This is a genomic window from Flavobacterium sp. CLA17 (assembly GCF_013112255.2).
Taxonomy (GTDB): domain Bacteria; phylum Bacteroidota; class Bacteroidia; order Flavobacteriales; family Flavobacteriaceae; genus Flavobacterium; species Flavobacterium circumlabens.
The window spans coordinates 1,962,390-1,975,912 of sequence record NZ_CP068294.1; the positions used below are offsets into that span (position 1 = coordinate 1,962,390).

The window sequence follows — 13,523 nt, forward strand, 5'->3', positions numbered from 1 at the left end:
GCACCCGCAATCTAAATCAAGTCAACAACAGCTTTGCATCAGTAAAAAGGAAAAATAGCGTTACAGGATCATGGAAACAGTGTATGGTTTTGTAATATCAGGATAAAAGAGTAATGTGAATAAGATATGATCTGTCACTAATTTTTTGTTTTATCGATTTTTTATTTCCTGTTGTGTGAAAACGAAAATTAAATTTCACACAACAATAAACGCTGATAGTCCATAAAACGGAAGTGACGAAAAAAAACATAAGAATAATAAACTTTGCGAACCTTGCGCTTTTCCCCCTGCGTACTTTGCGGTTAAAATTGGAATTGTAAAATCTCGCAAAACCTGTCAAAATACACTTTGTGAAAGTTTTTCTTTTCGCATCCCAATAATTAGGCAGTATCTTCATACTCTTTGGATATTTTGAAAACAATTAGCTCCTTAATTTTTATCCTTTATCAAAAAAAACTTTAATTACAAGTTATCCTTAAGGTTACCCGGTTGCTACTTCTGGTTTTAGAAATTAAACGTAATGGTCTTAATTCGCAATCTATTACGAATCTGTTTAGGTTCTGATGAGTGATATAAATGCAAGAAATTTTTACTCCCAAAAGCAATTTTTTTTATTAGGATAAATTTATTGTTTCGATAAGTAAGCAATTTGTGATGTTTTAACAATTACGCTGCAAGTATTCCAATTAATAGATACGAAGGGTTACTACACTAAATGTGAATGAAATATTTGTGAGGTATTCCTTAAAAAACAAGTAATGTTAATAATGTAAATGTTAAAGAGAATTGTGTAAAATTTAAGTACCATTCAACATCACCTTTACCCCGTCAAATAATTTAAACATTAAACAAAATAAAATAAAATGAAAATTAAAAATTTACTCTTAACCTTTGCAGTAATATGTATCGCACTAGTTACTGGATGCGAAAATGATGATTTCGAAGAAGTGGTTGGAGTATGTCCTGTTATTGAATCGACAACCCCTTTGAGTAATGCACTAAATGTTCCATTGGGACAGGTCATTACCGCAACATTCAACGAAGAAATGGATCCGAGTTCCATTACTTCGACTTCGTTTATTGTGACCGGAACGGCTCCTATTGCAGGAACAATTACATATTCAGGAAAAACAGCCTCTTTCACTCCGCAAGCTTTGCTGGCAGAGAATACAACATATACGGCAAAAATTACAACAAAGGCAAAAGACGTAAATGGTAATTTTTTGCAGCTTGAATATGTATGGGTATTTTCAACGGGCGCAATTTTAAGGCCGGTAGTTACTACTGTAAATCCGATCAATAATGCTATTGCAGTACCGCTAAATCAAACCATTTCGGCAACATTTAATATGGCTATGAATGCGGCTACATTAAATAGTACTACTTTTAAAGTAATGCAGGGAGTTACTACTGTAACGGGAACTATTTCTTACACAGGGTCAACAGTATCTTTTGTTCCTGCGAGTCCTTTATTAACTAATAAAATATATACTGTAACAATAACTACTGGTGCAAAAAATACGCTGGATACCGCAATGGCAGCAGATTATACCTGGAGTTTTACGACAGATAGGATACCTACAGTGACTTCGACAGATCCTATGAATAATGCTATTGATGTTGCCTTAAATCAAACGGTAACTGCTGATTTTAGTGCTATCATGGATGCTGCTACAATTACTGGAACCACTTTTACACTGAAACAAGGTACAACAACAGTTCCGGGTACGGTTTCTTACTCTGGCAGTACGGCATCGTTTAAACCAACAACCTCGCTGGTATTGGGAAAAGTTTATACAGCCACAATTACAAATGGTGCAAAAAGCGCGTCGGGAACTCCATTAGCTAATGATTATGTTTGGAATTTTACCACTATGCTGGTAGCTCCTGCGCCAATAATCGTAAATCTGGGTACTGCCGCTATGTTCGGAGCATTCGGTGGAAACGCCGGAATTACCAACCAAGGTTTAAATACAGTAATTAACAATGGAAGTTTAGGTACAACTGCAGCCTCAACCCTGGTTACAGGATTTCATGATGGTCTTATTGTTTATACCGAGACTCCTCTAAATAAAGGAAATGTTACCGGTGATATATTTACTGCACCGCCAGCTCCGGGAACAGCCACTTCATTAGCAATTGCACAAAAAGGATTGTTAGATGCAAATGCAGCGTATTTGAGTATTTCGCCAGCAGCAAAACCAGGTGGTTCAGATCCGAATGCCGGAGAATTAGGTGGGTTGACATTAGCTCCTGGTGTTTACAAATCAGCAAGTGGTACTTTCAAAATCAGCAATGGTGACCTGACGCTTGATGCGCAGGGTGACCCAAATGCGACCTGGATTTTTCAAACTGCTTCAGGACTAACAGTTGGAATTGCAGGACCTACAGGCGCCAAAAGTGTCATAATGATAAACGGCGGACTACCTGAAAACGTTTTTTGGTATGTAGGAAGTGCTGCAACGATCAACAGTGCCGGAGGCGGAACTATGGTTGGAACTATAATTGCTAAATCGGGTGTTACTTTTTCTACTGCAGGAAATGCAAATCAAACAGTGCTGAACGGAAGAGCGATATCTTTAGTCGCATCTGTAACAATGGTCAATACAACCGTTAATGTCCCATAAATAGCATTTACTAAATAGTATATCCCGTCTTCGGACGGGATTTTTTTTCTCAATAAAAACAATAACTAAATACACGTAAATGAAAACTAACATTAGTTTTAAAACAGATATGGGCATAAGTAAAATTTCAGATAAAACGCTGCTAAACAAATTTTTAATTTTTACTTTGTTCTGCTTAAGTGCACAAACAACGCTTCGGGCACAGGAAGTCTTTTACACAAAACCTACCTGGTTCTTTGGTGTGGCAGGTGCTACCAATTATAATTTTTACCGTGGTTCGACACATCAGCTTAATTCTAATCTGACTCCTCCCGTTACTTTTCATAATGGAGAAGGTGCAGGACTTTATTTGGCACCGCTTGTTGAATTTCATAAACCTGATACAAGATTGGGGTTTATGTTTCAGGCAGGATATGACAGTAGAAAAGGTTCTTTTGATCAAAAAATGACGGCATGTAACTGCCCCGCAGACTTATCTGTAAAATTAAGTTATATTACGGTAGAGCCAAGTATTCGTTTTGCGCCATTTAAATCTAATTTTTATTTGTATGGAGGGCCGCGTCTGGCTTTCAATCTGGATAAATCATTTAAATATTCCTTAGGAGCAAATCCGGCTTATCCGGAACAAGAGACAATGCCTGCTGTAAGAGGTGATTTTGATGCGATGAAAGAAGTCCTTATTTCGATGCAGATTGGAGCAGGTTTTGATATTCCGTTATCTTCACAATATCATAAAACGCAATTTGTTTTGTCTCCTTTTGTAAATTTCCAACCTTATTTTGGACAGCATCCGCGCTCAACAGAAACCTGGAGTGTCACTACGCTTAGAGTAGGTATGGCACTTAAATTCGGACAAGGGAGTGCAATGGAAACTCCTGCAGTAACAACAACAGCGTCTAAAGTGCAGTTTTCTGTAAATGCACCTGAAAATATTCCCGGAGAACGCAACGTACGAGAGGTATTTCCTTTAAGAAATTATGTTTTTTATGATCTTAATTCCAATAAGATACCAAGTCGTTATAAATTATTGAAAAAAGAGGATGTAAAAGATTTCAATGAAGATCAGATCGGAATTACAGCCAGTACAAATGCATCAGGACGTTCTGCACGCCAAATGACGGTTTATTATAATGTAATTAATATTCTTGGAAGCAGAATGGTGAAAAATCCAGCTGCCAATGTTACACTTGTTGGTTCTTCTGAAAAAGGATCTGATGATGGTGTAGCGATGGCTGAATCTATCAAAACCTATTTAGTTAGTGTATTTGAAATAAACGCCACAAGAATAATGACTAAAGGTCAGCTAAAACCTGCTATTCCATCTGAACAGCCCGGCGCTACAAAAGAATTGGTGCTGCTTCGCGAGGGAGATCACAGGGTTTCTATTGAAAGTAATTCACCTGAATTATTGATGGAATTTCAAGTGGGTCCGGATGCGCCATTAAAACCATTAGAACTTGTTACATTACAGGAAGCGCCTATTGACAGCTATATTACTGTTGATGCGACTGGCGCAGGACAAGCATATTCGTCATGGTCTTTAGAAATAACAGATCCGGATGGAAAAGTAAAAGTTTTTGGACCTTACAATAAAGAAAAAGTAAGTATTCCGGGGAAAAGCATTATGGGAACCCGTTCTGAGGGTGATTATAAAGTAAAAATGATTGGTAAAACCAAGAACGGCGGTATTGAAGAAAAAGTAACCACTTCACATATGGTGTTATGGACACCTTCTAAAACAGAAGAAGGTCTTAGATACAGTATTATTTTTGAATTTAATAAATCAAAAGCAATCGCCATGTATCAGAAATATTTGACAGACGTTGTGACACCTAAAATACCTAAAAACTCGGTTGTTATTATTCATGGCCACACTGATATTATTGGTGAGGAATCTTATAATTTGAATTTATCTTTAGAAAGAGCCAATGAAGTGAAGGGTATTATAGAAAAGACATTGTCAAATTCAGGAAGAAAAGATGTAAAATTCGAAGTACACGGTTTTGGGGAAGACGAAAGCATGTCTGCTTTTGAGAATAAACTTCCGGAAGAACGTTTTTACAACCGTACGGTCATAATTGACATTATTCCTACCGCAAAATAAAATTCTGATTTGAAATTAAAAATATACTAAGATTATATGGAAGCATAAATGGAAGATTATGTTTTTATGGACGGCCCGTTTTATACATAGGTATAAAGCGGGTTTTTTTTTGATCCCATCTAAATCGGGCGTCAATCCGGTATTTGCTGTTTTTAGTAAATGAAAAATTAGTCTAATAAGTACCAGCCAAATAGACTCATTTGGGTCTGCTACAAATTTAGTACAGAACATTCATCTTTATCTAATGATTATTCCAAACCTGGTAGTGATAAAAATTGGCGCACTAATCTTTTAACCATAAATTTCTAAACGTTTTATTTTTATCATAATCTGCTGCCTGTTTTTCTGTATTAAAATAACGATTGCCTCTGGGATCATTCCCTACACCGGCTAAATAAGCCCAATTACCCCAGTTGCTGCACACATCATAATCTATAAGCTGCTGCTCGAAGTAAGCCGCACCATAGCGCCAGTCCAGTGCCAGATCGTTGCATAAATAACTTGCTGCATTCTGGCGGCCGCGATTGCTCATAAAACCAGTCAATTTGAGTTCGATCATGTTAGCATCAATAAAATCTACTCCTGTTTTTCCGTCAATCCAGTTTTGGAGTTGCTCAAAGTCGACTGTTTTTGATGTGAAATCTGTATTTTTAATTCCGTTTTTCTGAAAAAAACTGTTGTGATATTTCTTCATCATAAATCTAAAGTAATCGCGCCAAAACAATTCAAATACCAGCCAATAGGTCGATTCATTGGCAGTATAAAGGGATTCATATTTTTTAAGTTCCTGGTAAACAAACCTTGGTGAAATACATCCCAAGGCAAGCCACGGAGAAAACTTGGAAGAATAATCAGGACCTGTCATTCCGTTTCGCGTCTCCTTATACGCTGAAATTGAACGGGATTCAAAAAAATAATGATTCAGTCTCTTTATGGCCTGTGATTCTCCTCCAATGTACTGAATAGCGGCTCTTGGATCCATACTTATTTTCTGTAATCCAAGTTGCTGTAGATTTGGCAGATCAAGTTCGGGAATGTCAGGCGACTTTATATTTGCAGGTTTTTCCAGTGCTAATCTTATTGCTGAATCTTTCTCCACTTTTTTTCTGAAATCAGTAAATACATCGGGTATATTTTTTATTGAAAAAGGCAAATCTTCGGCATGGTATAAAGTACTGGTGCTGAAGGTTAAAATTTCACATTGAAGTTTCCAAAGCTCAGACTTTACCAGATTTTCAGTATACTTTTCTTCATAGGCAACTTCCCGTTTGGCATAAACTTTACCTGCTTTGTATTGCTTTACAATTTTTGGAATTTCGATTTCAGGCCTTCCTTTTAAGACGAGCAGACCTGATCCCAGTGCTCTTAAATTGGTATCCAGATCAATTAAGGATTCTATAAGGAACTGGCCCCTGAAATCACCTGTTTTTTTAAAACCATATCCTGTTGTTGCAAAATGTGAATCGTCGAAACAATAAATCGGAATAACACTTTCATTTTGTAAAGTTGCTTTTAATAATGCTTCATTATCCGTTATTCGTAAATCTGTTTTAAACCAAACTATCGCTGTTTTCATAAGCTCTTTATGTTTTTTTAAATAATAATCGACTTGTTGTATGCCATACTTTAACATCATTCCAATTCTTGGATTACAGGTGATTTTTCATTCATGTTTGCCATAGTGAGTAGTGAAATTTTATCGAAAAAAAATTACTGCTCTGGTTTTTGCTGTCGATGATATTATCTGAAATTTTGCTTTTTGAAGATAGATGTAAAAATGTTATAATCTGCAATTTACCAATCTCCAATGGCAAATTTAAAGTTATATTCGTTCCCTTTTTTATCAATAGGTCAATGCTTGCGATTTTTTGTGTAGGATCACTGAATGTTGTTAGTAGTTTTATTGTACTGTCTTTTATTGTTCTAAAAATTCAATTATATAATTTGCTGTTTCTTCATGATTTTCTGCCAATATAAAATGTCCGCTATCTTGAATTTTTTTAAGCTGCAAATCAGTTGTTGTATTTGGCAAAGTCATTTGTAGCATATCATAACCGCTTCCGCCAACTCCTAATACCGGCATTGTAAGCTTGCTATAGGTTTTGCTATCTTCAATATCCTGTGGGAATGCTTGATACCAAGCATTTGATGCACGTATGGCATCTTTGCTATTATATGCTTGTGTATAAACGGTCTTGTCAAAATTGGTAACACTGTTTTTGTTTTTTAATAATTTTTCAAAAAGCCATTCTATTATAATGTTCATTCTTCCCTCAAGAAGTTGTTCAGGTAAATCTTTTACTTGGTTGAATGCTAGCCACCAGGGATATAAATATTGAGCTCCTAAAATGGGTAGCATAGGCAATTGATACATTCCGGCATCAGGATGTGGAGTATCTAAAATGATAAGCTTGGAAGTTTTTTCAGGATAGTTAGCAGCAAAACTATAAGCTGTGTGTGCACCAATATCATGTCCGCCAATGTTCACTTTCTCATAGCCTAACAATTGTGTTAATTCGTAAATATCTCTTGCCATATTCTTTTTTTCGTAACCATCTATTGGCTTGGAAGAATTACCCATTCCTCTCATTTCAACTATGATGACACGATACTTTGAAGCAAGTAAAGGCATTATTTTATGATAAGCCCACCAAGTTTCAGGATAGCCCGGAATTAAAAGTAACGGTTGACCTTCTCCGCCTGCAACATAATGAATCCTGGTACTATTAACATCTGCATAATGGGTCTCAAAATTAGGCACTAATTTTATGAGTTCTTCGTCTGAATATTGTATTTCCATTGATTATAAATTTAATTTTTTTTATATTTTACAACTTGTGAGATGCAAAGCTAGATACTATATTTGCAACTCACAAGTATACAGTATACTGTATGGTTTATGTTTTATGAATTTTTTAACAAATGAAATTAATCAGTCAAATATCAAAAGAAACAGGAGTGCCAATCGGGACAATCCGTTTTTATGAAAAATTCGGACTTTTTAGTGGCGAAACTAAAAAGGAAATTACGACCAATAACTATATTTATTATCGAGATGATGTCATTGAAAAATTAAACTTTATCCAAATGGCTAAAGTTGTTGGTTTTACATTATCTGAAATTAAAGAAGTTGTTGATGCCTGGTATGAAAAACAAATAAGTAAAAAGGCAAAAATTGAAGTTCTGGATAGAAAATTAATTCAAATAGATGAAAAAATGAAAGAACTGAAAATAATGAAAAAACAAATTTCCATTTGTAAAAATAATATTGAGAATGAGTAATTTAAATGATTGCCTAAATTCCAAAGGAAAAAACGTTGTCTTTTTTTTAAATTAATTATCAAGTATTTTCAATTTTCTTCCTGAGGTTGAAGACAGACCGCCTTAATTTTTGGAACGGAAAGGTAGCAACTCCACAAAATACTTTTCGCATAACTGCTGTGTGAAAATGAAAATTAAAATCAAGTTTCACACAACAAAAAATGCTAATAGGCCATAAATGGGGAGTGATGAAAAAAGAATATAAAATAGTAAACTTTGCGAACTTTGCGCTTTTCCCCAGTATGCCTTGCGGTTAAAATTTAAAATTTAAATTTCTTAATTTATTCTAATGTAGCTTTTAACCGCAAGACAGGCAATTATTCTATATTACCAGAATACCTTTGAACTTAAATTGGTATGCCAAAATCCATCAGGGTATTTCAGACCCGCGCCTATAGCTCTGTCCATAGTGGCATGGGCAAGAAGGATTATGCCGGCAAGCATTAAGTTACGATTTCCTTTTGCAAGTCCATAAAGTCCCAATGCAGCACCAACACCTTTAAAGTGAACAATGTTGTAAGTTATGGAACCTACTGTAGGATTAATGAGATAACCAAGCATACCAAAGTCAGGCAGCATTAATAAAAGTGGAAACCACCACCATTTTAAATTTAAGCGTGAGAATAAATATACACAGCCCAGAAACATTGTTAGTTCCTCAATTTGAATTAGAATTTCCATAAGATTTGTTTTTATAATTAATGTTTGTTTTTTGTTTTTAAATGTTAGTCCGGCAACTGGATTTAAGTGCTGTTCTTAATTCAGGATCTTGATACAATAGTACCCCAGGACTGTTATAGCATCACATAACATTGGAAACCAAGTTTATTTACTATTTTATTAACAGCAATACCTTCCACTCTTAGGACTCTGTCTATGTCTTCCAAGTCAAAGGTTATTTTTAAATCCGAATCTGTTTTTAATATTTCAATTTTAATTCGTTCACTATTTTTTTTATTATGAATACTTGTTATAAATATTTCAATCATTATAATAATTTTAAATTTTGTTGTAATAAGATTTTAAAGCTTGATTGATAGTACTGGCTGACCTAAGCCGAAAAGCATTTTCGGCCTTTTGATTTATAACCGTGTATTATGATAGTACCAAACCGTAAAAGGCTCCATTCAAAATATAATGAACATCTAATAGCAACGTATTTAGTCCGTTTCATTTCTTATTTTGGGTTATGCTTTAATGTACTTCGGGAGTGATTTGTCAGCAGTATTTTTTTTGCCTTTAAATTCCTTCATGATTATTCTCTTCAAGATGTACTGCAAAGAATTTTCTTTAGGTAGCTGTTTAAACTATTCGGATTGGGATGACAGTAAATAATCAAGTGTTTCATTTTTTTTATATTTTAATAAATGGATTGAAACAAATGTACGATGTCCTTATCGGCAAAAATTGGAAGAAAACGAAATCAGGTTATCGGGTTGCAGATGTCCTTCTGGAATTTGAGGTATTTGGCTGGGGTGAGATTTATATAGTGTTTAAAATCATTGATGAGCTGACTCTGATCATAATAGCCGCATGTGGCAACTACTTCAAACCAATCTATTTTTGAAGTAGTTGAAGCAAGTTTTTCTATGATTTCAATGGCGCTTAGAAATCTTTCGTAACGATTGTACTCTTTTGCAGAATAACCAAAGTGTTTTTTATGATTTAGCTGCGTATTGCGCTCCGTCTGGTTATTTTTGCAGGCAATTGATTTTATTGAATTTAAGGATTGGTCTTTAAAATTGGCTAATTGTCCGGCAATTTTGTTTCGGGTCAAAAGGTAAGGCTCACTGAATTTAAATATGTGACTTACTTTAGCGTCAATATTGTTTATTTTGCTGAGTCCGTGCCAAAGTATACTAAAGCAGTCCTGATCTGTCACTTCATCCATATTCGATGGTACATTTTCGGAAACAGAAGTATTACCAAAAAAACGATAAAAGGCATCATTTTTAAAGTTAACCGTCAGAATTTCAGCATTGGGCGGTAAAGTGTAGTCAAATGCTTGTTTTATAGGCCCCAGCATAAGGTATTTATCTACTTCGATGCGTGTATTTTGTTTTGAATGAAGATATGGTTTTTCTCCAAAATTAAATATCAAAATGGTTTGGTAGGAGGGAAGTAAAGTATTGGTTATGATTTCAGCGGTTTTATTTTCTGCGAAATAAAAATGTGAAAAGATTTCTCTAAAAGCTTCCGGTAGAACTATCCTGAAAGTATTATTTTCAGACTTATTTTCGGTCATTTCCTTTAATAACTGACTTTAATTTTTTAAACTTTATTTTGTTCAGGTCAAGTGCGAATTTAGTTTCCTGAAAACATTATTTACAGATCAAAATTATATAATGCATTAAGGTAAAAATATCCGCATATGGTTAATTAATAGTCCTAAATCGTAAATTTTTATTTCGCTTTTCAAATGGATCATTTGTTTGCTAGCAAACTAGTTACGTTATCGTTGTTTCTTTATTAAACCATTTTTTGCAACCGATTAACTTCTGATTTTAAGATCATTTTTTAAAGGCTCATCACCTTAACATTTTTTTCATAGTGAATGAATGGGCTGATTATTTTTCTTTTGATTTTCTATCCATCGTATAATTTTATCTTCGAGTATAGAAAGTGGAATACTTCCTGAATTCAGAATTTGGTCATGAAATTGAGCGATGTTGAATTTTTCTGCAAGCTGCTTTTCAGCCCTGTTGCGTAATTCCATAATTTTAAGCTGTCCTATTTTATAAGATAACGCCTGGCCGGGTCTTGCCATATATCTTTCAATTTCTGCTGCAATTTTTCCCTCAGTTGCCGCTTCATGATCAAGGGAGTATTGTATAGCCCGCTCACGTGTCCATCGCTGAGAATGTATTCCTGTATCGACAACGAGGCGGATAGCACGATGCATTTCTGCTGATAACATGCCAAAATACTGATATGGATCTGAATATATTCCGAGTTCCTGGCCTAATGACTCCGCGTACAATGCCCAGCCTTCTGAGTAGGCACTGTAAAGCAACTGTTTTCTGAAATTGGAAATTGAATCGTTCTCCTGTTGTAAGGAAATCTGAAAATGATGGCCCGGTACAGCTTCGTGCAAAAAAGTGTCCTCATCTGAGAGTATATTGTATTGGGATGCATCAGGAATTGGAACATAAAAGATACCCGGACGTGTACCATCTTCCGAGCCAGGATAATATTGGTGGCTTGCGGTTGATTCCCTGAAACTTTCAACTCTCTTTATTTCAAAGTTTCCTTTAGGTATTTTATCAAATAAAGTTTTGAGATTTGGTTTTATTTTTTCATGTATAGCTTCAAAATTTGCAATAACCTCCTCTGGCAGTGTAAAGGGTGTCAATTCCTTTTTAGTTCGCAGATACTCAAAAAAGGCTTTTAATTCTCCATTAAACCCAAGCTGCATTTTTATCGTTTCCATTTCTTTGGTAATACGATCTACTTCACTCTGACCCATAAGAAAAATTTCATCGGCTGATTTTGTGGTTGTGGTATACGACTTTATCAGATAGGTGTAATATTCCTTACCGCCGGGAATTGCATTAATTCCTGAAGTTGAGCGGCAATTCGGTAAATAATGACTTTGTAAAAAAGCTTTTAATCTTTGATGGGCTGGTATTATTATTTTTTCGATGCAATTTTCATACGTTTTTGTTATTCGGATTCTTTCTCCGGATGAGAACTCAGCAGGAATCTTTTTTACGGGATTAAAAAACAGATGATCATAAACCGGTCCATGATCCAGTGCTGCAATTTGAGTAATGACTTTTTCTGCTAATACAGTTGGAATGGTATAGTTTTTATCAATTCCAATTTTCATATTTACTACCGCATCGTCACACCACTTTGCATACTGTTTTAGCTGCAAAAGCCAATTGTCATAATCTTTAATAGTTTTGAAGGGCTGTTTGCTGCCACCGCCTGATAATTGAGCGATCTCTAAAGGAACAGAACCAAATTGATCCAAAGGCATTAGCTGCTCATTAAAATGTAAGTTCTCTACTGACATTTCACATTCCCAAAGTAAAATATCGTAACTCATTTGGTCATTTTCTGAAAGTTTGTCTCTTTCAATTGATGTAAGCCTGCTTTTATAATTTTTAAAAAAGTTTCCCGCTCGATGTCTGTATTTTGAAGATAGACTATTTTGAATTTTGGGATACAAATTAGAAGATTCTGCCTGATAATCTTTTAGTAGTAAGCTAAATTTATTTTTTGGATTTGTTTTTACAGTAGCAGTAGAAGAGCAGTTTAATAGCAGAACCGACAGGATTATTGTAAGGAGTAATTTTTTTGCCATATAAAAAAAGTTTCAATTCAGGTTTATTGTGCGATTAAAAAAAGAAACCGGGTTAGGAGTTTACTTAATTTTAATTATACGCTCTGTGATTTTTGGAAATTTTGAAAACAATAAATTATCATGTCCGGGAATAATAAATTTAATATCTGAAACTAATGTTTTCATTCTAACCATCGCCTTAACATAAGCTTCTGTATTAAAAGTTGCGTGTGCCGGAGCAGATTTTAAATGTTCCAGATTATAGTAAGTAAAAACATTGTCTGAGGCAATTATTATTTTGTCAGTATTACTTTTTATTAATACATATTGAGAATCAAAAGTATGTTGTGAACCTGTAAAAACCGTAATACCCGGCATAATTTCCTGATTATCGCCATTGATAAGCATTAGTTTACCTGCCAGATTTCGTTCAGTTAATTTGCGTACATCTTCTTTGTTAAAACCCCCATTATGTCCTTCCTGCTGCCATGCATTTCCAACAAAATAATTATAATCTTCCTTTTGAATCCATACTTGTGCGTTAGGAAAAAGAGCAATACCGCCCATATGATCCCAGTGCGGGTGGGTTAGGATAATGTCGGTAATATCTTCTGCTTTTAGATGAAGTCCGGCAAGCATTTTATCAGGCTGAACATATTTCGTAATTCCAAAATCTTTTACCTGTGGTATGTCATTTAAAAATCCTGCATCGATTAATATATTTTTGCCTTTAGGATCTCTTATCAGCCAAAAAATAAAGGCAGGATCTACTGTTTCATTCTCAGGGGCATCTATAACATTTACAGCTAAGGGAAGTAATTTTTCGATTGATGCAAACTTTAAAGCATAGACTTCGTAATTTGGTGTTTGTGAAAAAAGAGTTCCGTAATTTATGATAAAGAGGAAAACTGACAGAAGGGAGATTCGCATGTTTTAATGTATTAAAGGTTTTATTTTTCCTGTTGTGGGAATCCGGTTTATAATCCTATTGGTTTTGAGCTTTATAAGGTTGATTTTTTATGCTTGGATATGACAAATATATTCGCAAAAAGTACCCTGTACTGTTAATAGATTGACAAGTTTGTTAATGAAATGTCAATGCTGTTTTACAGCAAGATATTGATTTTTAGCACCTTATTTGTTTAAAATTATTTCAAAAAGAGTGTCGGGTTTTAAGTAATCC

Annotated in this window: 10 protein-coding genes; 3 read left to right on the forward strand and 7 right to left on the reverse strand. The window is 34.7% G+C overall.

Translation table 11 applies throughout. From position 1 onward, the window contains the following. Window positions 1-863: 863 nt before the first annotated feature. Window positions 864-2,627, forward strand: coding sequence for an Ig-like domain-containing protein (locus HAV12_RS08565; RefSeq protein ID WP_171569274.1), 1,764 nt, complete (start codon window positions 864-866; stop codon window positions 2,625-2,627). Window positions 2,628-2,706: 79 nt separating this feature from the next. Further along, a complete protein-coding gene (locus tag HAV12_RS08570; protein WP_171569275.1) occupies window positions 2,707-4,731 on the forward strand; it encodes an OmpA family protein in 2,025 nt (674 codons plus the stop codon). A 283-nt stretch (window positions 4,732-5,014) separates the two neighbouring features. Here HAV12_RS08570 and HAV12_RS08575 read toward each other — a convergent pair whose 3' ends face one another. Both HAV12_RS08575 and HAV12_RS08580 read right to left on the reverse strand, forming a co-directional pair. Further along, entirely contained in the window at window positions 5,015-6,307 is a 1,293-nt protein-coding gene (locus HAV12_RS08575; protein WP_171569276.1) for a DASH family cryptochrome, read from the reverse strand. Window positions 6,308-6,646: 339 nt separating this feature from the next. Beyond that, window positions 6,647-7,531 carry an alpha/beta fold hydrolase gene (locus HAV12_RS08580; RefSeq protein WP_171569277.1) on the reverse strand — a complete coding sequence of 295 codons (885 nt, stop codon included), beginning with the start codon at window positions 7,529-7,531 and terminating at the stop codon, window positions 6,647-6,649. Window positions 7,532-7,653: 122 nt separating this feature from the next. Here HAV12_RS08580 and HAV12_RS08585 point away from each other — a divergent pair, with 122 nt between their 5' ends. Further along, window positions 7,654-8,013 (forward strand): MerR family transcriptional regulator, encoded by a 360-nt coding sequence (locus HAV12_RS08585; RefSeq protein ID WP_171569278.1) that lies wholly within the window; start codon window positions 7,654-7,656, stop codon window positions 8,011-8,013. A gap of 366 nt (window positions 8,014-8,379) precedes the next feature. Here HAV12_RS08585 and HAV12_RS08590 read toward each other — a convergent pair whose 3' ends face one another. The 5 genes from HAV12_RS08590 to HAV12_RS08610 form a co-directional block, all read right to left on the reverse strand. Then, a complete protein-coding gene (locus tag HAV12_RS08590; protein ID WP_171569279.1) occupies window positions 8,380-8,733 on the reverse strand; it encodes a DUF4260 domain-containing protein in 354 nt (117 codons plus the stop codon). Between the two features lie 113 nt (window positions 8,734-8,846). After that, the gene (locus tag HAV12_RS08595) at window positions 8,847-9,041 is read right to left on the reverse strand and encodes a hypothetical protein (protein ID WP_171569280.1); all 195 of its coding nucleotides are present in this window, start codon (window positions 9,039-9,041) and stop codon (window positions 8,847-8,849) included. A gap of 434 nt (window positions 9,042-9,475) precedes the next feature. After that, window positions 9,476-10,297, reverse strand: a complete 822-nt coding sequence (locus HAV12_RS08600) for a helix-turn-helix domain-containing protein (RefSeq protein ID WP_171569281.1) — start codon at window positions 10,295-10,297, stop codon at window positions 9,476-9,478. A gap of 300 nt (window positions 10,298-10,597) precedes the next feature. Further along, complete coding sequence (locus HAV12_RS08605) at window positions 10,598-12,361, reverse strand: DUF885 family protein (RefSeq protein WP_171569282.1); 1,764 nt, start codon at window positions 12,359-12,361, stop codon at window positions 10,598-10,600. Window positions 12,362-12,421: 60 nt separating this feature from the next. Further along, window positions 12,422-13,270: an N-acyl homoserine lactonase family protein gene (locus HAV12_RS08610; RefSeq protein WP_171569283.1), complete on the reverse strand. Its 849-nt coding sequence runs from the start codon at window positions 13,268-13,270 to the stop codon at window positions 12,422-12,424. Window positions 13,271-13,523 lie beyond the last annotated feature (253 nt).